The organism is Vulgatibacter incomptus (assembly GCF_001263175.1).
GTDB lineage: Bacteria > Myxococcota > Myxococcia > Myxococcales > Vulgatibacteraceae > Vulgatibacter > Vulgatibacter incomptus.
This window is the reverse complement of the sequence record NZ_CP012332.1, coordinates 2,880,398-2,899,190: the sequence shown is the minus strand read 5'-3', so window position 1 is coordinate 2,899,190 and position 18,793 is coordinate 2,880,398. Positions and strand designations below refer to the sequence as shown.

15 protein-coding genes are annotated in these 18,793 nt (G+C 69.5%); 6 read left to right on the top strand and 9 right to left on the bottom strand.

All coding sequences use genetic code 11. The features are described from left to right. Positions 1–12 precede the first annotated feature (12 nt). The 8 genes from AKJ08_RS12060 to htpX all read right to left on the bottom strand — a co-directional run bounded on the left by AKJ08_RS12060 (position 13) and on the right by htpX (position 9,984). Positions 13–1,422 (bottom strand): ammonia-forming cytochrome c nitrite reductase subunit c552, encoded by a 1,410-nt coding sequence (locus AKJ08_RS12060; protein ID WP_050726295.1) that lies wholly within the window; start codon positions 1,420–1,422, stop codon positions 13–15. Positions 1,423–1,439: 17 nt separating this feature from the next. After that, entirely contained in the window at positions 1,440–1,892 is a 453-nt protein-coding gene (gene nrfH, locus AKJ08_RS12055; RefSeq protein WP_157370641.1) for a cytochrome c nitrite reductase small subunit, read from the bottom strand. A 197-nt stretch (positions 1,893–2,089) separates the two neighbouring features. Then, complete coding sequence (locus AKJ08_RS12050; RefSeq protein WP_050726293.1) at positions 2,090–3,469, bottom strand: sensor histidine kinase; 1,380 nt, start codon at positions 3,467–3,469, stop codon at positions 2,090–2,092. Beyond that, positions 3,466–4,161, bottom strand: coding sequence for a winged helix-turn-helix domain-containing protein (locus AKJ08_RS12045; RefSeq protein ID WP_050726292.1), 696 nt, complete (start codon positions 4,159–4,161; stop codon positions 3,466–3,468). The genes AKJ08_RS12050 and AKJ08_RS12045 overlap by 4 nt, the downstream gene beginning before the upstream one ends. A gap of 68 nt (positions 4,162–4,229) precedes the next feature. Further along, positions 4,230–5,549 (bottom strand): transcription termination factor Rho, encoded by a 1,320-nt coding sequence (gene rho / locus AKJ08_RS12040; protein WP_205624720.1) that lies wholly within the window; start codon positions 5,547–5,549, stop codon positions 4,230–4,232. Between the two features lie 425 nt (positions 5,550–5,974). After that, positions 5,975–8,506, bottom strand: a complete 2,532-nt coding sequence (gene sppA / locus AKJ08_RS12035; RefSeq protein WP_157370639.1) for a signal peptide peptidase SppA — start codon at positions 8,504–8,506, stop codon at positions 5,975–5,977. 97 nt (positions 8,507–8,603) lie between these two features. After that, positions 8,604–8,888, bottom strand: coding sequence for an STAS domain-containing protein (locus AKJ08_RS12030; protein WP_050726290.1), 285 nt, complete (start codon positions 8,886–8,888; stop codon positions 8,604–8,606). Positions 8,889–9,066: 178 nt separating this feature from the next. Next, a complete protein-coding gene (gene htpX / locus AKJ08_RS12025) occupies positions 9,067–9,984 on the bottom strand; it encodes a zinc metalloprotease HtpX (RefSeq protein WP_082343419.1) in 918 nt (305 codons plus the stop codon). Positions 9,985–10,222: 238 nt separating this feature from the next. Between htpX and AKJ08_RS12020 the strand changes: the two genes are divergently transcribed. The 6 genes from AKJ08_RS12020 to aat all read left to right on the top strand — a co-directional run bounded on the left by AKJ08_RS12020 (position 10,223) and on the right by aat (position 16,448). After that, positions 10,223–12,439, top strand: a complete 2,217-nt coding sequence (locus AKJ08_RS12020) for a DNA topoisomerase VI subunit B (RefSeq protein ID WP_082343107.1) — start codon at positions 10,223–10,225, stop codon at positions 12,437–12,439. After that, positions 12,439–13,542, top strand: a complete 1,104-nt coding sequence (locus tag AKJ08_RS12015; protein ID WP_050726289.1) for a DNA topoisomerase IV subunit A — start codon at positions 12,439–12,441, stop codon at positions 13,540–13,542. Before AKJ08_RS12020 ends, AKJ08_RS12015 begins: the two co-directional genes overlap by 1 nt. A gap of 9 nt (positions 13,543–13,551) precedes the next feature. Then, positions 13,552–14,211, top strand: a complete 660-nt coding sequence (locus tag AKJ08_RS12010) for a hypothetical protein (protein ID WP_050726288.1) — start codon at positions 13,552–13,554, stop codon at positions 14,209–14,211. Then, a complete protein-coding gene (locus tag AKJ08_RS12005; RefSeq protein WP_240475316.1) occupies positions 14,208–14,876 on the top strand; it encodes an MBL fold metallo-hydrolase in 669 nt (222 codons plus the stop codon). The genes AKJ08_RS12010 and AKJ08_RS12005 overlap by 4 nt, the downstream gene beginning before the upstream one ends. Positions 14,877–14,944: 68 nt before the next feature. Next, positions 14,945–15,682, top strand: a complete 738-nt coding sequence (locus AKJ08_RS12000) for a hypothetical protein (protein WP_240475314.1) — start codon at positions 14,945–14,947, stop codon at positions 15,680–15,682. A 181-nt stretch (positions 15,683–15,863) separates the two neighbouring features. After that, the gene (gene aat / locus AKJ08_RS11995; RefSeq protein WP_050726287.1) at positions 15,864–16,448 is read left to right on the top strand and encodes a leucyl/phenylalanyl-tRNA--protein transferase; all 585 of its coding nucleotides are present in this window, start codon (positions 15,864–15,866) and stop codon (positions 16,446–16,448) included. 48 nt (positions 16,449–16,496) lie between these two features. Here aat and AKJ08_RS11990 read toward each other — a convergent pair whose 3' ends face one another. After that, positions 16,497–18,686 carry an Ig-like domain-containing protein gene (locus AKJ08_RS11990; protein WP_050726286.1) on the bottom strand — a complete coding sequence of 730 codons (2,190 nt, stop codon included), beginning with the start codon at positions 18,684–18,686 and terminating at the stop codon, positions 16,497–16,499. Positions 18,687–18,793: the final 107 nt, after the last annotated feature.

The window sequence follows — 18,793 nt, the reverse complement described above, 5'->3', positions numbered from 1 at the left end:
CTGTTGCTGCAGCTACTGGACCGTGCCGACCGCGGGCTCGGTGGACTTCAGCGCGTTCTGCGCCTTGCGAACCGTGTCGATGGCCTGGGCCAGGATCCGGGCCGCCTCCTGCGGCGCGTGGAAGCCCGCCGAGTTTTCCGACTCGATGAAGTCGATCATCATCTGGGCGCGCTTCTGCAGCGACCTCGGCGTCTCGAGCTCGGCGTCCGAACGGCCGGCCTGCCGCGCCGCCTTGAGGTCGCCGACCAGGTCGACGAGCGCGTCGAGGGCGATGTTCCGCAGCTCCACCGTGCGCTCCTGGATCGTCTCCACCCGGGCCTTGAGCTCGTCCTCCGACCACTTGTGGCAGGTCTGGCAGGCACGGTTCACGTTCAGCATCGGGCTGCGGACGTGGTGGTCCGTCACCTTCATCGCGCCGACCCGCTCGTAGGGCATGTGGCAGTCGGTGCAGGAGACGCCCGAGCGGGCGTGGATCCCCTGACTCCACATCTCGAACTCCGGATGCTGGGCCTTCAGGACCTTGGCCCCGGTCTCTGCGTGCACGAAGTCGGTGAAGCCGACCTCCTCGTAGTAGTCGAGGATGTTCTCGATCTTGAGGCCCTTGGCCCAGGGATAGGTGACGCGCTTCTCGGGGCCCTTGAAGTAGTACTCCACGTGGCACTGGCCGCAGACGTAGCTGCGCATCTCCTGCCGGGTGGCCATGGTGTTCGGATCGTAGTCCGCGATGCCCTCCGAGGCCTTGAGCGCCTTGATCCCCTCGAGGAAGCCAGGCCTCGTGACCCGGAGCTGCATCGTCTTGGGGTCGTGGCAGTCGATGCAGGAGATCGGATGCTGGACGTGGGTCCGGGCCTCCTGGAACGACATCCGGTTGAGCTTGTCGAAGCCGGCGAGGAAATCGCCGTCGCCCGCCTCGGTGTAGGGGTTCACGATCGAGGCGTGGCAGTGGAGGCAGGTGCCGGGCTGGTTGAACTCCTTAACACGCCTGGTCTGCTCCTGATCCTCGAGCATGTAGGCGTGGCCGCGCTTCTGGCGGTAGTCCACGGAGAAGGGATAGCCGGCCCACATCGTCTTCAGCCTGGGGTCGGTCTCCACCTTGGAGCGGGCGACGATCGAGCGGGGATCGGCCTCGGTGGGGGTGCGGGGCATGGCCTCGCTGCCGCCGTAGCGGGTGCGGACCATGTCGGTGGTGCGCAGATAGGCGTCGTACTGGATCGGGAAGTTCTTCCCCCAGACCGCCGGATCCTCGGTCTTCTCGTCGAGCTCGACGACGCGGAAGAAGGGGTTCCTGGACTCGGCCTTCCTCTCGAAGATGTTGACGAGCAGCGCGCTCGTTCCCGCGGCGGCCACGGCCGCGACGGCTACCGTTCCGATCAGGGTCGCTCGCCCCGGCTTCTTCCGGGGCTTGGTCGTGTCGTTCGTCATCGCTCTCCTCGCCTCGTCTACCGCATGTGCCCGACCGAGTCGTGGCACCGCACACAAGAGTTCGGCTCCGCTGCGCCGTGGGTCCCGTCGATCGCGTCCACGATCTCCCGGTGGCAGCCACGGCAGGCCTGCTCGGTCACGTCGTGGTTCTTCTGGCGGATCCGGATGGGCTCGTGGAAATCACCCGTGGTGAACTTCAGCGAGTGCCAGAAGCCGTTCTCGGCCTTGACCAGGTACTTGTCGATCGTGCCGGGAGGGGCGTGGCAATCGTTGCAGCCCGCCGCGGAGCGATGGCTGCCCTTGGTCCAGCCGTCGAAGTGCGCCTGCATCACGTGGCAGTTCGCGCAGGCCGCCGGATCGTTCTGGAGGTAGGAGTAGCCGCGGGCGTAGACGAAGGCGTAGCCGCCGACGCCGACAGCGGTGCCCGCCGCGAGACCGAAGAGGAGGATGTAGAGCGTCAGCGGTCGCAAAGCCGATCCCCTTTCGCCGGTCGAGCTTGGCCTCGATTGTTCGTTAGCCTTCAAAATCGATTCGTGCAACCAGAGAACTGTTTTTTATTTTGATGACGTTGCGTTACGTGATGGCGCGAGCCGCGCTTCGAATTGCGCGAGGCAGCCGACGGCTTTGATTTTCTTGCTGTTTGTGTTTTTCGGCTCGCGCTCGGCGATTACGTCGCAGACGCAGACGCCGACGCCTGGGAGGCGGCAGCGGAGGGCAGCCGCACCCAGAAGCGGCAACCGCCGCCGGGGCGGCTCTCGAGGCCGACGTCGCCGCCGCTCTGCTGGGCCAGGTGCTTGGAGATCGCGAGGCCCAGGCCGGTGCCTCCGACGTCCCGGTCGCGGCCCGCGTCCACCCGGTAGAAGCGCTCGAAGATCCGCGGCTGGTGCAGGGGATCGATCCCGGGGCCGGTGTCGCGCACGTCGATCCGGATCGACGCGTCGTCCTCGGCCCGCGCCGCGATCGTGACGGTGCCGCCCGACGGCGTGTACTTGATGGCGTTCTCGAGGAGGTTCCCGACCACGATCTCGATGGCGCGGGGATCGGCGAAGGCGGTGAGGGTGGGGGAGGCGTCCTTCACCACGAGGGTGAGGCCCTTGCTCTCGGCGCGTTCCCTGGCGCCATCGGCCAGGTGGTGGATGGCGTCACAGACCTCCACCGTTTCGGGCTCGAGGGCCATGCTCCCGGACTCGATGCGCGAGAGATCCAGGAGGCCGTCGATGAGGGCCGAGAGCCGCTGGGCCTGCCGGAACATGCCGGCCACGAAGCGCTCGGCCGCGTCGCGATCGTCGAGGGCGCCGGACGCGAGGGTCTCGGCGTAGCCACGGAGGGCGGCCACGGGCGTGCGCAGCTCGTGGCTCGCGCTCGCCACGAAGTCCCGCCGGACGGCCTCGAGCCGCCGCAGCTCGGTGACGTCGCGGACCACCACGACGATGGCGGCCTCTCCGCCTGGAGACAGCGGCGCCGCGCGGCCCACGAGCTCCCTCCGCGGCGGGCCCGGCAGCACCTCGTCGATGGGCGCAGGCTCGCCTCTCGAGGCGCGCTGGACCGCCTCGAGGAGGCCCGGCACCCGGACGAGATCCGAGAACGGACGCTCCGTGCGGCCCCAGGGCAGCCGAAAGAGCTTCTGCGCCGGATGGTTCGCGAGGAGGAGGCGGCCGTTGGGGCGGAGCACGAGGATCGAGTCCTCCATGCCGGTGAGGACGCCCTCGAGGAGCTCCCGCTGAGAGGAGATCCGCTCGACCTGGCTCGCGAGCTGCTCGGCCATCCGGCCCACGGCCCAGGAAAGCGCCGAGAGACCTTCCGTCTGCGCCTCGGGGGGCCGCGCCGCCGCGTCGCCGTTCGCGATGCGCTGGGCCGCGTCCGTGATCCGCTTCAACTCGCGGCTCGACCGTCCGATCAGGACGCCGGAAACCCCCGCGAGGAGCGCGATCGCCAGGGTGAGGGCGAAGAGGGGGCCGCGGCTGGCACCGGCCAGCAGCACGCCGATGAGGATCACCGAGGCGACGATTTGCGCGGCGACGAGGCGCTCCACGCGGCTTCGGTTCAAGCGGCGTCGCTCGATTCTTCGGCGAAGCGGTAGCCGACGCCTCGCACCGTCTCCACGAGGGCGCCCGCGGCCCCGAGCTTCTCGCGGAGACGCTTCACGTGGGTGTCGACAGTGCGGGTGGTGACGTCGGGGCTCATCTCCCACACGTCCTCGAGGAGGCGCTCCCGGGTCTGGACCCGGCCCTTGCGCGAGAGGAGGGTCCAGAGGAGGCGGAACTCGAGGGCGGTGAGGGCGGCTTCCTCTCCAGATACGGTGACGCGGTGGCGAGGGAGGTCCACGGTGAGGGGGCCCACCACCACGGCGGAGTCCTCCTTCGCCGCGGGCTGGCCGCGCCGGAGCACCGCGTTCACGCGGAGCACGAGCTCCCGGAGGCTGAATGGCTTGGAGACGTAGTCGTCGGCGCCGAGCTCGAAGCCCACGACCCGATCGATCTCCTCGCCCCGGGCGGTGAGCATCACCACCCGCGTGGCGGCGGTGGAGGGATCGCCCTTCACGCGACGGCAGAGCTCGGTGCCGGGCAGATCCGGGAGCATCAGGTCGAGGAGGATGAGCTCGGGGCGCCAGCGCCGGACCTGCTCGAGCCCCTCGCTCGCGCTGGCGGCGAGGGCGACCTCGTGACCCGCCGCGCGGAGGTTGTAGCTCAGCAGATCGCGCAGATCTGCTTCGTCTTCGACGATGAGGAGCTTCGCCACGGCGTAGTCATGCCGGCCTCGCGCTCATTTGGCAAGGCCGGGCTTCCGGGCGGGCGCTCGGACTGCGCCTAAACGGCGTTGAGGAACTCGTCGTTCGAACGGAACTCGTTGACCTTGGTGAGGAGCTTCTCCATGGCCTCGACGGGCTTGTAGTTCGAGAGGGCCACCCGGAGCAGGCGGACCTTGTCGTACTCGAGCTGCGAGAAGAGCTTCTCTTCCTTGCGCGTGCCGGACTGCGGGATGTTGATCGCGGGGAACATCCGCTTCTCGGCCAGCATGCGGTCCAGGGTCACCTCCATGTTGCCGGTGCCCTTGAACTCCTCGAAGATCACCTCGTCCATCCGCGAGCCGGTGTCGATCAGCGCGGTGCCGATGATGGTCAGCGAGCCGCCCTCTTCGCAGTTGCGGGCGGCGCCGAAGATCCGCTTCGGCTTCTCGAGGGCCTTGGAGTCCACGCCGCCGGAGAGGGTGCGGCCGGAGGACTCGACCTCCTTGTTGTAGGCGCGGGCGAGGCGGGTGATCGAGTCGAGGAGGATCACCACGTCCTTGCCCTGCTCGACCAGGCGCTTGGCGCGCTCCAGGGTCATCTCCGCCACCTTGAGGTGGTCCGCGGAGGAGCGGTCGGACGACGAGGCGAGGACCTCGCCCTTGATCGAGCGCCGCATGTCCGTGACCTCCTCGGGACGCTCGTCCACGAGGAGCACCATGAGGTGGGCGTCGGGGTAGTTCGTGGAGATCGCCTGCGCGATCCGCTGGAGCATGATCGTCTTGCCGGTCTTGGGCGGGGCGACGATCAGGGCGCGCTGCCCGAAGCCGATGGGCGAGATGAGGTCGAGCACCCGGGTCAGCGACTCCTTCCCCGTGGTCTCCAGGCGGATCCGGCGGACCGGGTCAATCACCGTGAGGCCGGAGAAGTCGGGCCGGTTCCAGGCCTGCTCCGGAGGGAGGCCGTCCACCGTGTCGATCCGCTGGACCACCAGCTTGCCCTTGGACTGGGCGTGCGCGATGAGGCGCGCGCCGGGCCGGAGGCGGAGCCGCTGGACCAGGTGCTTGGGCACCTCGGGGTCGTCGGGGGTGGGGAGGTAGTTCTTCTCCGCTCGGCGAAGGAAGGCGTTCGGGCCGCGGATCTCGGAGTCGAGGATCCCCTCGACCTGCAGGAGCTGCGCCTGGCCACCGGCCTGCGGTGCGGCCTCCTGGCCGCCGCCTGCAGGGGCGCCCGGCTGGGCCGTGCCGCGCTTGCCGCGCCTCCGCCGCCGGCGCTTGCGCTGGCCCTCCTGTCCGGGGCCGCCCGCCGTCCCGCCTTCGCCCCCAACCTCGGAAGCCGCGCCGCCGGAAACGGATTCCGGCCTCTCGCTCATCTCTGCGCCCAGCTCGTTCGTCGCCATCATCCTACTTTCGGTATGCCCTCGAAGGGCAGCCGGCCGGGTTCTCCGCGAGCGGATGCCCGCTCGGATGAAAGGGAACGCCGATCGTTGGCTGCGTCGACCTCGAGGGTTTGCTCGCTACGTCTCGCCCGTGTACGCGGCCGAAAAAGGCGGCCGCCGACGGGAGCTCATGCGCGGGCCTGGGCCCTGGAAAAACCTAGGGGCGCCGTAGGCTTGCGGACAAGCACGCCCGCTTCGGACCACGGCAACCTGTACCATGCGATCCCGCCCGGCGTTCCGATGGTCCGCTGCATCGCAGCTCGAACATCGTCATCACGCTGGAAGGGGCTGCCGTCGCTGCCGCGCATGAAACCCCAGGCACGCACGGGCGAACAGCACGCATCTTGTAGCACGGCTCTTTCGCCGGTGACAACGAAGATTGTCACGGCTCAGCGCGGCCTCCAGTCGAATGGAGCCAGCGCCCACAACCCGCTCGGGTTGGAAACCAACAACGGAAGCGGAATCTTCGCGAGAATTGCGTCCCGTACCGGCTCGGGGAGCCCGGCGATCCATGAACCGGGGGGAGGGTCGATCTCCAGGGAGGCGCCGGCTCCGACCCTGAGGAGGCTCGCGCTGGGCCGGTAGATCCGATACCGGACCACTTCCTCCCGGGTGAGCCCCGAGGCGGCCCGCGCGAAGCGGAGCGCGTCGGCGAGCCCCCCGATCTCGTCCACCAGGTTTCGCTCCTTGGCCTGGGCGCCGGTCCAGACCCGGCCCCTGGCCACCGCGTCGACCTGGTCGACGTCGAGGTGCCTTCCGCCCGCGGTGGCCTCGACGAACTGCTTGTAGAACGAGTCGACGTAGGCCTGCACCGCGGCCTGCTCGCCGGGGGTCCACGGCTGGAGGATGCTGCTGATGTCCGCGTTCTCGCCGCGCTTCTCCTTGTAGGTCCCGATCTCGAGCTTGTGCAGGAGGCCTTCGAAGGAGGGCTTGATCCAGAAGATGCCGATGGAGCCGGTGACCGTATCGGGCGCCGCGAAGATCCGGTCGGCCCCCACGGCCGCGAGGTATCCCCCCGACGCGGCGGCGTCCGACATGGTGGCGATCACGGGTTTCTTCTCCCGGGCCTTCACCACCGCGCGCCAGATGAGCTGGGAGCCGCCGGCGTCGCCGCCGCCGGAGTCGATCCGCAGGACGATCGCCCGCACCTCGGGATCGCGGGCCGCGGACTCCAGGGCCGCCACCACGCTGCGCGCGCCGGTGGTCTGGACCAGGCCTCCCGAGGCGTGGCCCGCGGTGATGGTGCCCTCGATGGGGATCACGGCGATCTCGGGGGCGGGGCCCCACGACGTCCACTCCTCGGCCTCCAGGCGCGTGTCGACGAGGCCCACCGCGCCGTGGACCAGGCCGCGCATCTCCTCCGCGAGCTCGTCGGGGAAGAGGACCCGATCGATCAGGCCTCCCTCGAGGGCCTGCTGGGAGGTGAGGACGCCGGTGTCGACGAGGGCGCGGAAACGGGCCGGAGACAGGTTTCGCGAGGCGGCGACGGTGTCCACGTAGCGCGGAAACACGTCGTCGAGCATGGAATGGATGACCTCCTTCTGCTCGTCCGAGATCGAGGAGCGGGTCAGGGCATCGGGCGCGTTCTTGTAGGCGCCGACCTTGGCGACGTCGACCGTGACGCCGATGAGCTTCAGCGTGTCCGCGAGGAAGTCGGCGCGGCTCGAGAAGCCGTTGACGAAGAGCGCGGCGTCGGGGGTGGCGTAGACGCGGTCCGCAGCCGACGCGAGGAAGTACGTGGCGTCGTCGGCGGCGAAGAGGAGGACCGCGATCGGCTTGCCGCTCTGGCGGAACTCGGAGATCGCCTGGCGGATCTCGTAGGCCTTGCCCATGGCCACGTCTGGTGTCGAGCGGATCTCGAGGATCACGCCGCCGACGTCGCGGTCCTTGGCGAGGCGGTCGAGGCCGGCCACGAAGTCGACCATGGGATCCCGGACCTCGCTGGGGAACAGGCGCAGCTCGGAGGCGGGGGAGAGGGCGTGCGTGAGATCCACGACCGCCACGCGGCGGTGCGGCGCGAGATCCAGGCCGCGCCGCTCCCAGGCGCGAAGCTCCGCGCCGACGAGGAAGCCGGCGGAGCCGTCGCGGGTGCGGATCAGGGGCGTGCCGTCGAGGCCGAGGTGGGCGGTGTCGAGGGCGAGGCCGGTCTGGAAGATCAGCGGGACCTCGGCGTCGATGCGGTGGGTGAGAGACGCGAGCACTCGGAGGCCCGGGATCACTTCGACTCGGGCCGTGTAGCCCAGATTCATGGCCTCGAAGCCGTGGTCGACGGAGCGGTTCTCGCTGCCCAGCACCTCGGCGTCCACCGCCAGGGTGAGCCAATCGCCGAAGGGCCGCGCGCCAACGCCGAGCACGTATTGCCGGGGGATCTTCTCGCCGTCGAAGCTCTGCCCGTCGAGGTCCTTGATGGTGAAGCCGACGCTGAGGAAGCGGACGGGGCGCGCCATCAGGCCCACGTCCCACGAGGCGCGGTCGTCGAGGGCGCCGTTGGTGAAGACGTGGGCCGCGCCGCCGAGGGAGAAGCTATCGGAGCCGATGGTGAGGCCCCAGCTCGTGCGCCGATAGTGGAGGAGGGAGAGCGACGCGTCGCCCTTGGGCCTCACCCACTCCATGGAGACGCCGAAGCCAAGGAAGCCGAAGAAGCGATCGCCCAGGTAGAGGCCGTCGCCCTTGGCCGAGGCCAGCATGCCGCCGTCGCCGGGGCCGGTCTCGTGGAGGTAGCGGAGGGCGAGGCCCCGCTGGAAGCCGAGGCCGGCGGGGTTCACGGCGATGGACGCGGGGCCGTCGTCGAGCGCCGCCGAGGCAGCGGGCTGATCGAGGCCGCTGGTGGGAAAGCGCGTGAGGAGGCTGGTGGCCTCGGCGTGGGCGGTGGCCGCCGTGGCGAGGGTCAGCGCCGCCAAAACATAACGAACAGGATGCAAGCCGCCATCTCCTCGCGACGGGACCGTTCGACGACAGCCACCTCGGGGCGAGTCTGCTGACTACAGACGGCGGGTGCAAGGTCCGCGCACCGGCGGATCAAGCTGCAGCGGCGATTCCGAAGGCGCGGAGGATCCGCTGGGCGTGGTTGCCCAGGCCCACGAGCTGGACGTCGAGATCGAGCTCGCAGATGGCCATACCGAGGATGCCGAGGCCGAAGTCGGAGAGGCGCTCCAGCCGCGAGAAGTCCACGACCACGGGCTGGGCAAGGGAGGTGATCCGGTCCCGCAGGAGGTAGGCGCCGCCGCCGTCCAGAACGCCCTCGAGCCGAAGTCGGAGCGCACCCGCCTCCATCGCCTCGCGCTCGATCCTCAGCTCGCTCATCACGCGCCCCCTGGCAGCTCGTGCCCGTTCGAATGGATGGGGGCGAGGATGGAGGCGGTCCCGGGCGTTGGCAACGGAGGGAAGCGTCCAATCGGGGGTCTGGAGAAACGCGCGTGATCCCGGGGCGCTGGAGGGTCGTGGGGCCGACACATTCACGCGACGTGTCGGCCCGGCGCGCTCAGTACGAGCGCATGGCGCGGAGCCGCTTGACCCGCTCTTCGGTGGGGGGATGGGTCGAGAAGAGGCGGGAGACGCTCTTGCCTGAGAGCGGGTTCACGATGAAGAGCGGCGCGGTGGCCGGGTGGCGATCGTCGGGGATCCTCTGGGTGCCCCTCTCGAGCTTCTCGAGGGCGCTGGCGAGGGCCATGGGGTTGCCGCAGATGGAGGCTCCGGTGGCGTCGGCCCCGAACTCCCGCGAGCGTGAGAGCGCGAGCTGGAGGATCATGGCGGCGAGCGGCGCGAGGATGATCAGCGCGAGCATGCCGATGACGCCGCCGGCGCCTTCCTCCTCGTCGCGGCTCCGGCCTCCGCCGAAGATCATCGCCCACTGCATCATGTGCGCGATGCCGGAGATCGCGCCGGCGATCGTGGCGGCAATGGTGGAGATCAGCGTGTCGCGGTTGCGGACGTGCGCGAGCTCGTGGGCGAGGACCCCCTCCAGCTCGGCCCGATCGAGGATCTGCAGGATCCCCTCCGTCACGGCCACCGCCGCCTTGGACGGGCTGCGGCCCGTGGCGAAGGCGTTGGGCGCAGGGCTGGGGATCACGTAGAGCTTCGGCATCGGGAGGCCGGCCCGGCGGGTGAGGCGCTCGACCATCTCGTAGAGCCAGGCGGCCTGCGTACGGTCGATGGGCTTCGCGCCGTGGACGGCGAGGGCGAGCTTGTCGCTGAACCAGAAGGCCACGAAGTTCGAGACGACCGCGAAGGCGCCGGCGAAGAGCATGCCGCGGGCGCCGCCGACGAGCTGGCCGACCACGAGGATCAGCGCGGTCATCGCGGCCATGAGGATGCCGGTCTTCAGCCAGTTGGCGAAGCCGCGGTGGGCCGATCGGGGCCCGGTGGGGAAGGGGCGGGTCTCGGTCGTGTCGAAGGACATCGTCTCGCTCTCTCGCAGGTCGTCGAAGCTCGGGTCGGCTTCGAATGGCAAGCCTAACCATTTGGTGGAAAACGCAAGGTCCAGGAAGGCCCGGACGTAGCGGTTTCCACCGCTCCCGAGGCAACAGCCGGGCAGGCGGAACCACTCCCGCGTCGGCGCGTTTCCAACAGCCCGACCCTTTGCCGGGGGAAAACGGAAGTGTTATCGGGCCCGAGGGGCGAAATGTAGGAGGACTCCGATGGCGAAGGGCAAGGCGAAGAGCGGCCGCGACGGCGGGCAGGGCGTACAGCTCGAGCTGCTCTCGCCGGCGTCGGGCGCCAGGGCGACTGCGGGCAAGGCGTCCTCGGGCAAGGCTGGCGCGAGCAAGGCTGGCGCGAGCAAGGCGGGCGCAGGCAAGGCAGGCGCGGGCAAGGCAGGCGCGGGCAAGGCAGGCGCGGGCAAGGCGGGCGCAGGCAAGGCGGGCGCAGGCAAGGCGGGCGCAGGCAAGGCCGGCGCGGGCAAGACCGGCGCGGCGCGTGCGAAGGGCGGCGCGAAGGCCCCGGCCCCCAGGTCCCGGGCGAAGGCACCCCCGTCGGATGAAATCGAAGTCGCCGCCGAGGCCGAGACGCCCGCGAGCGAAGCGCCCGCGAAGCCGCGCCGCAAGGCCACGGCGGAGCAGATGGCGCAGCGGCAGCGCGAGATCTCCGTCTCCGAGTTCTTCGCCAAGAATCGCCACCTCCTGGGCTTCGACTCCCCCACGAAGGCGCTGCTCACCACGGTGAAGGAGGCGGTCGACAACTCCCTGGACGCCTGCGAGGAGTCCGGGATCCTCCCCGACCTCACCATCGAGATCCGCGCCGTGCCCGGTGCGAGCGATCGCTTCGTGGTGAGCGTGGAGGACAACGGCCCGGGGATCGTGAAGGCGCAGGTCCCCAAGATCTTCGGCAAGCTCCTCTACGGCTCCAAGTTCCACCGGCTGAAGCAGTCGCGCGGACAGCAGGGCATCGGGATCTCCGCCGCCGCCATGTACGGCCAGATCACCACCGGCAAGCCGGTGCAGGTCTGGACGAAGACCGGGAAGGGCCGCCCCGCCCACCGCCTCGAGGTGCAGCTCGACACCCGCAAAAACGTCCCGGTCGTCCTCTCGGACACCGAGGTGGACCTCGAGAAGGATCACGGCACCACGGTCGAGCTCGAGCTCCAGGCCGACTACGGCCGGGGCCAGCGCTACCTCCTCCGCTACGTGGAGCAGACGGTCCTCGCGAACCCGCACCTCGCGTTGACCTTCCTGCGCCCAGGGGCCGATCCCCTCGTCTTCCCTCGCGCGTCCACCGAGCCGCCGAAGGAGGCGCTGGAGATCAAGCCCCATCCCCACGGGGTCGAGGTCGGGACGCTGATGCTGATGGCGACGGAGTCGAAGTACCGCGACGTCCGCTCCTTCCTGCAGAACTCCTTCTCGCGTGTGTCCGGGGGCGTCGCCGACGAGATCCTCGGCAACGCGGGGCTCAAGCGCACCCTCCGGACCCAGCAGCTCGCCGACGATCGCGAGCTCGCCGAGAAGCTGCGGCAGGGGATCCTCGACACCCGGATCATGGCGCCCTCGACGAACTGCCTCTCGCCGATCGGCGACGAGCTGATCCGCCAGGGGCTGATCTCCTTCCTGAGCGTGGTGGAGGAGGAGGCCGAGGAGCTCCCCCAGCTCGAGCTCCTCGAAAAAGGCGCAAGGCGCGGCAGGAAGAAGGCGCCGGTGAAGACCTCGGAGGAGAAGCAGGCGGAGCTCGAGAAGGCCGCCGCCGACGCCGTCCCGCCCGAGCCCGGCGAAGAGATCATCAAGGGGAAGAAGTTCTTCATCGTCTCGTCGACGAGGCCACCGAAGGTCTACCGCGGCAATCCCTTCCAGGTGGAGGTGGGCCTCGCGTACGGCGGCGACTGGCCCCAGGACAAGACCATCGAGCTCTACCGCTTCGCGAATCGCGTGCCGCTCCTCTTCCAGCGCGGCGCGTGCGGGGTCACCGACGCGGTGATGAAGACCGACTGGAAGAAGTACGAGCTGCAGCAGCCCCGGGGCGCGCTGCCGGTGGGGCCGATGGCGCTCCTGGTGCACATCGCCTCGGTGTGGGTGCCGTTCACCTCCGAGTCGAAGGAGGCGATCGCCCACTACCCCGAGCTCCTCGCGGAGATCCGCCTGGCGCTCCAGGATTGCGGCCGCAAGCTCGCCGCCTTCATCCGCAAGCGCAAGGCCGCGGCCTACGAGCTCAAGCGGCGATCGATCTTCGAGCTCTACATCGACGAGCTCGCGCGATCGCTCCACGAGATCACGGGCGCCGATCGGGAGAAGGTGAAGGGCGATCTGGTGGTCCTCGCCCGCGAGATCACCGGTGGTGAGGAGACCGACGAGATCCTCGACCGGGTTGCGTCGAATCCGAAGAAGCGGCGGCCCACCGACGAAGAGCTGGAAGCCGAGGAGGAGCGCTGATGGCGACCCGGGACGTGACGGCGAAGAAGACCCTCGCGAAGATCGAGGCGTTGGCGAAGGGCGTGGTCCAGGAGGTCAAGAAGCGCAAGAACCCGCGCCTCGTGGTACCGCTGCGCACCCTCTCCAACGTCCAATTCAACGCGAAGAAGAAGATCATCGAGCTCGGCGCGGACAAGCAGGAGCGCGCGTTCTTCAACGTGGCCCAGGCCAAGAAGTTCATGCAGACCTTCCTGGTGGCGAGCGCGTGCAAGGAGCTCCTGGAGGTCGGCAAGACCACCAGCATCCGAGACCTCTACTACATGACCAAGCACACGCTTGGTGACACGCGCCAGAACACCTTCGACGAGCAGGACGAGTCGGATCCGATCATCGAGGATCTCGAGGTGACGGTGGACGCGCTCCGCGAGGAGCTCCACCTCTTCGCCAACCGCAAGGGGCTGATGGTGGGGCCGATGACCGTCATCGACTCCGGCGACACCATCGATCTGCGTCGGCAGGGATCGGGCGGGTGGGGTGTGCCGTCGATCGTCGAGCCCAACGTGATCCGCTTCGGGAAGACCGAGGCGAAGTACGTGCTCCTCGTCGAGAAGGAGGCGGTGTGGAGCCGCTTCAACGAGGACAAGTACTGGAAGAAGGAGCAGTGCATGCTCATCCACGGCGGCGGTCAGCCGCCGCGGGGCGTGAGGCGGCTCGTGCAGCGCATGCACTCGGAGCTGAAGCTGCCCGTCTACGTGCTCGTCGACAACGATCCGTGGGGCTTCTACATCTACTCGGTGATCAAGCAGGGCTCGATCAACCTGGCCTACGAGTCGATGCGGATGGCGGTGCCCGGCGCCCGCTTCGTGGGGATCTCGTCCTTCGACCCCGAGCGGTACAGGCTCCCGGACGAGACCGCGATCCGGATGGACGACGGCGACCACAAGCGGATCAAGCAGATGCTCGAGTATCCGTGGTTCGAGAAGAAGCAGTGGCGCCGCGAGCTCGAGGCGATGGCCAGCAACAACAAGAAGTACGAGATCGAGGCCCTCTCCCGGCGCGGCATCTCGTTCATCACGGAGGAGTACCTGCCCAAGAAGCTGCGGGACAGGGACTTTCTGGAGTAAGAACGAGCCATGTCCGTCTCCCGTCTGCGCATCCTGGTTCTCTTCGTCCTCGTCGCGGGCGCCGTCCAGGCCCGGGCCCAGTCCCATGGCCGGGCGGGTGCCCAGCTCGTCGGAACCTGGGTCCCTTCCGAGGTGAAGCGGGCCATCGAGACCGGACGTGAGGCGGCGATCGGCTGCTGGCTCGAGCTCTCGGCGGAGCCTGCCGCGGTGGTCGAGCGTTGCGGCGACGAGCGCCGGGGCTGGGAGTCCGTCTCGGTCTCGGAGAAGCCCGGCAGGCTGGAGCTGGTGGCGGACGGGGGCCGGCGGATCGTGATCCGCACGGGCACGCCGCTGGAAATGGAGGTCGCCGACGGCAAGGAGCTGCGGCGCCTCTACCGGGTGGGCGAGGAGCAGGCCGAGGTGGTGGAGGCGTGGAGCCGAAGGCCGCCCCGGGAGGCGGCCGACGCAGCGGCGCCTTCTCGCGGCCGCGCGGCGCCCGAAGCGCCCGAGGCCGCCAGCGCCGGCGAGGCGCGATCCAAGGACGCGCCCGTGCCGATCGCCCAGCCGATCGTCCCGACCTCGGGACGGCCCTGCGGCTGTAGCGGCGCGGAGGCTGGTGTCGGCGGGCTGGGCTTCCTCGCAGTCCTCGGCTGGGCCCTTCCGCGCCGCGTCCGTAAGATCGTCAGGTGAAGGGAGACGCCGTGGCGCTCTTCGTGAAGCAGCTCCAGATCGGGCCGATGCAGAACTTCGTCTACCTGATCGGCCCGGCGGACGGACGGGAGGTCGCGGTCGTCGATCCCGCTTGGGATCTCGACGCGATCCTCGGTGCCGTCCGAGCCGAGGGGAAGGAGCTCGTCGCCGCGCTGGTGACGCACCACCACCAGGACCACATCAACGCCCTCGCGCCCCTGCTCTCGGCGCTGCCGACCGTTCGGGCCTACGCCCAGCGGAAGGAGGTGGAGTTCTCGGCGGAGCTCCAGGCGCTCGGCGAGCGGCTCACGGCGGTCGACCCCGGCGAGAGCGTGGCGGTTGGCGAGCTCGGGGTGAAGTGCATGCACACGCCGGGTCATACGCCCGGCTCCCAGTGCTTCCACGCGGAGAGCGCGGTCTTCACCGGCGACACCCTCTTCATCTGTGGCTGCGGGCGCTGCGACTTTCCGGGCGGCGATCCGGAGGCGATGTTCGACTCGCTCCATCGCGTGCTGGGCGGCCTCCCCGACGAGACGATCGTCTACCCGGGCCACGACTACGCCGACCGGCCGACCTCCACGATCGCCGCCGAGAAGGGCTTCAACCCGTACTTCCTCCACCGGGACCTCGCCTCGTTCGTCTCGTTCCGGATGAGGCCTAGGTAGAGGTTTTCGCGAGCCGTCGGCTGCTCGACCGTTGACCGCACATCGGACTCCTCGTTACGGTGCGCGCAATGAACGACGGGAGCGGCGAGCAGGACGAGCGAATCCCGGAGGCGCCCGCCGATCCGGTTACCGAGGCCCGGGCGGGGCTCTCTCCCACCGACAAGGTCTGCGGGAACTGCCTGATCTGGCGGCCCAATCGCCAGGAGGCCAGCGGGCGTTGGGTGGGCCCCTGCCGCCTGATGCCGGGACGGGGCGACCTCGCCCCCACCTCCGCGAGCTGCGAGCGCTTCCTCCCTCGGGGCAGCCGGATCCCCTCCGCGCCGCCTCCCGACCCCACGCGCCGGCGCAGCCGGACGATCGCGGGCCCGACGATCCGCAAGGCGGGCGGCGCCAGCGTCAACCTCTTCAGAGCCTCGCGTCCGGCAGAGCCGGACGTCGAGCTGGGAGACCTCCTCGACATGACCCGCAACGAGCTCATCGAGATCATCCGCGACGCCCTGGGCGAGGGCGACGCGCCTCCCCTCGCCAACAAGTGGGAGGGCGGCTCGATCGTCCTCAAGCCCGCCAGCTCCGAGCTGCAGGAGCGGGAGATCCCGATCGACTCGCTGCTGCGCAAGGTGGTGATGATCCGGGACCGCCTCCGGGTCCTCGAGGCCAAGCTGAACGCCAGCGCGAAGCTCACGGACGGCGAGAAAGTGGAGTTCCAGAGCTACATCACCAAGTGCTACGGCTCGCTCACCACCTTCAACCTCCTCTTCCGCGACAAGGAGGATCAGTTCGTGGGCGAGAAGGGCAAGGACACCTGAGCCGAAGGCGAAGCAAAAAGAAGAGCGCCTTCCGCGCACGCGGAGCCGAAGGCGGAGCAGCGGAAAAGCGCCTTCGCGCGAAGCGCGGATGAAGGAACCGGTCCCGCCTGCGGGGGCCGGTTCCTTCAAACGCTCTAGCCCGCTCTTGCCCCGGGCGCTCGCGTCGTTATCGTTGGCTCCCGTGTCCAACCTCCCGCTCACACCCGAGCTCATCGTCTCCGCCTATTGCCGTGGGGTGTTCCCCATGGCGGACGAGATCACGTCGGAGATCGGCTGGTACTCGCCCGATCCCCGGGCGATCTTCCCCCTCGACGCCTTTCACGTGCCGCGGTCCCTCGCGAAGACGATCCGCCAGGGCGTCTTCGAGATCCGCTTCGACAGCGCGTTCGAAGAGGTGATGCGGGCCTGCGCCGCTCGCGAAGAGACGTGGATCAGCGAGGAAATCGTGGGTGCGTACGTCGCTCTCCACCGCCATGGCCTCGCACATAGCGTGGAGGCGTATCGGGACGGCGAGCTCGTCGGCGGCCTCTACGGCGTCGCGCTCGGCGGGGCCTTCATGGGCGAGTCGATGTTCTCGCGGGCCACCGACGCGTCGAAGGTCTGCCTGGTGGCCCTGGTGGAGCGGCTACGCGAGCGGGACTTCCGCCTCCTCGACAGCCAGCTCCCCACGGAGCACCTGAGCCGGTTCGGGCAGATCGTGGTCCCGCGGAAGGTCTACCTGCGCCAGCTCGCCGCGGCGCTCCGCCTGGACCGGCGGTTTCGTTAACGCAAAACGACCTCCCCGGAAACCGGGGAGGCCGTCGTGCAGGTCCTGCTACTGGCCGTCGACGAGGTGGGGACCGGCGCCGTCGCTGGTCCGCCAGCCGGTCTGGCCTTCGGTGGCGCGTCCCCAGCAGTAGGTGCGGGACCCGCTGAGGCCGCAGACGTGGCTTCCGCCGGCGGAGATCCCGTCGAACTGCACCGTGCCGTTCACCGGGTTGGGTGCGCGGTTGCCCGTGGTGCCGGCGTAGCCGAGCTGGGTCTCGCGGTTGTCACCCCAGCAGAAGGCGACGCTCGCGTCCGCGCCGATCATGCCGACGGCGCAGGTGAAGCCGTTGCCTGCGGTCAGATCCCGGAAGCTGGACGACATGGAGATGGGGCCGGGCGTCGACGTGGAAGTGACGGTGCCGTTTCCGAGCTGGCCGAAGTCATTCGCGCCCCAGCACATCACCTGTCTGTCCTGGGCGATCGCGCAGCTGTGGTTCGCGCCCAACGCGATATCGATGAAGGAGCCGCCGACCACGAGGCGGGGAGTCGTCGCGTCGCCGCCGGCGCCAGCCTGGCCGGCATCGCTCTTGCCCCAGCAGTGGATACCGCTCGGTCCGATCCCGCAGGTGTGGGCCCCGCCCGCCTTGACCTTCGTGATCGAGGGCCCGCTGACGAAGCCCGGGATGGAGGAGGGCGTCGCGGTGTGGCCGAGCCTTCCGTTCGCCGAGTTGCCCCAGCAGAAGGCGGAGAAGCTTCCCTTCCTGATGCCGCAGGTGTGCTCGGCCCCGAGGGTGAGCTGGTCGAAGAGGAGCGGATCCTGCAGGCTGTCGGGGGTCATCACCTTCACGGGACGCACGGCGGTCGACGGCGTCCCACCGGTGCCGAGCTGGCCCGAGGCGTTGCTGCCCCAGCACCACGCCTCGCCTTCGTCGGTGAGCGCGCAGCTATGGCTGCCGCCGGCGTAGACGGCGGAGAACCGCATCTCGGGCGCGAAGTCGACGGCGACCGCCGCCACGCTCTCGCCCGAGGCCCGCTCGGACCCGAGCTGCTTCTGGTCGTTGCTGCCGAAGCAGACGACCCGCCCGATGGGGGTGAGGCCGCAGCTGTGCCGCTCGCCGGCGGCGACCGTGGCAACCCTGAAGACAGAGCGGACGGGCACCGACTGGGAGACATCGCCGTAGCGGGCGATGAGCTGGGTCTCGCCGGTCTTGAGGCCGGAAACGCGTCCGTTGGCGTCGACCGACACGATGTTGGGATCGCTCGACTCCCAGGTGAGCGGGCGCTCGAGCTCGTGCCCCATGTCGTCGATGGCGTAGGCCTCGACGCCCGTGGCCTCGCCGGTGGTCACGAGGATCTCTGCGCCGACGATCTTGATGCCGGCGACGCCGCCGGGCACCACTTCCACCGCGGTTTTGCCGGTCTTGCCGGCGGCGCTGGCGGAGATTTCGGCCTGCCCGAGCTTCACGGCGGTGACCAGACCGGAGGGGCTCACGGTCGCGGTGCCAACGTCCGAGCTCGACCAGCTGACCGTGCCCTGCCACTCGACCTCGTTCCCGTCCCCGTCCAGATAGGTCACGGAGAGCTGCTGGGACTTGCCTTCCGGGATCTGGGGATTCTTGGGGGTGACCCGGACGACGGCGACGGTCGCCTCCACCACGGCGACGTGGATCTCGGCGCGCGCGCCCTCGACCTCGGCCGTGATATCCGCTCGACCGAGGGCCCGGGCCTTGGCCAGCCCGTTCTCGTCGATGTCGAGCACGCTTGCATCGCTCGTGGTCCACCGGGCCGTGCGGCCCTGGAGGACCATGCCGCCGGCGTCCCTCGCCTCGGCCTCGAACTGCACCGTCCGGCCGAGGCCGAGCTCGCTGGCCTGCGTCGTGATCACCACGGACGCGACGTGGCCGCGGTTCACGACGACATGTGCCGTGGCGGAGAAGCCGTCGACCGTGGCGCGGAGCTCGGCGTCGCCGGCCGCGAGCGCCTTCACGAGGCCGGTCGGATCGACCGTCGCGACCTTCCTGTCCGACGAGACCCAGTTCGGCTGGGCGCTCTTGATGGCCTGGCCAGCAGCGTTCTTGGCGGTCGCGGTGAGCTGGAGGGTCTTGCCTTCGTCGATCTCGGCGTGTTCCGGCGCCACCTCGACGGAAACGACGACCGTGTCTTCGGGATCACCACCGCCTCCGCCCCCGCCACAGGCGGCGGCGAGGGCGAGGAGCAGCGGCGGCGACAGCTTTTTCAGGAGGGAGCGCGCATCCATCGGGGGTCCTTTCGGGACGGCGGGACGAAAAATGAGTCCCGAACCCTACCAGCCGATGGCGCGAGGGACAACGTGTCGACGAGGCGGGCGCATGGAGTGCCGCCTCG

Bases quoted from the DNA above. Each gene is read 5' to 3' on its own strand.
- AKJ08_RS12060 (WP_050726295.1), bottom strand. From the start codon at position 1,422: ATGACGAACGACACGACCAAGCCCCGGAAGAAGCCGGGGCGAGCGACC.
- rho (WP_205624720.1), bottom strand. From the start codon at position 5,549: ATGATGGCGACGAACGAGCTGGGCGCAGAGATGAGCGAGAGGCCGGAA.
- AKJ08_RS12030 (WP_050726290.1), bottom strand. From the start codon at position 8,888: ATGAGCGAGCTGAGGATCGAGCGCGAGGCGATGGAGGCGGGTGCGCTC.
- htpX (WP_082343419.1), bottom strand. From the start codon at position 9,984: ATGTCCTTCGACACGACCGAGACCCGCCCCTTCCCCACCGGGCCCCGA.
- AKJ08_RS12020 (WP_082343107.1), top strand. From the start codon at position 10,223: ATGGCGAAGGGCAAGGCGAAGAGCGGCCGCGACGGCGGGCAGGGCGTA.
- AKJ08_RS12015 (WP_050726289.1), top strand. From the start codon at position 12,439: ATGGCGACCCGGGACGTGACGGCGAAGAAGACCCTCGCGAAGATCGAG.
- AKJ08_RS12010 (WP_050726288.1), top strand. From the start codon at position 13,552: ATGTCCGTCTCCCGTCTGCGCATCCTGGTTCTCTTCGTCCTCGTCGCG.
- AKJ08_RS12000 (WP_240475314.1), top strand. From the start codon at position 14,945: ATGAACGACGGGAGCGGCGAGCAGGACGAGCGAATCCCGGAGGCGCCC.
- AKJ08_RS11990 (WP_050726286.1), bottom strand. From the start codon at position 18,686: ATGGATGCGCGCTCCCTCCTGAAAAAGCTGTCGCCGCCGCTGCTCCTC.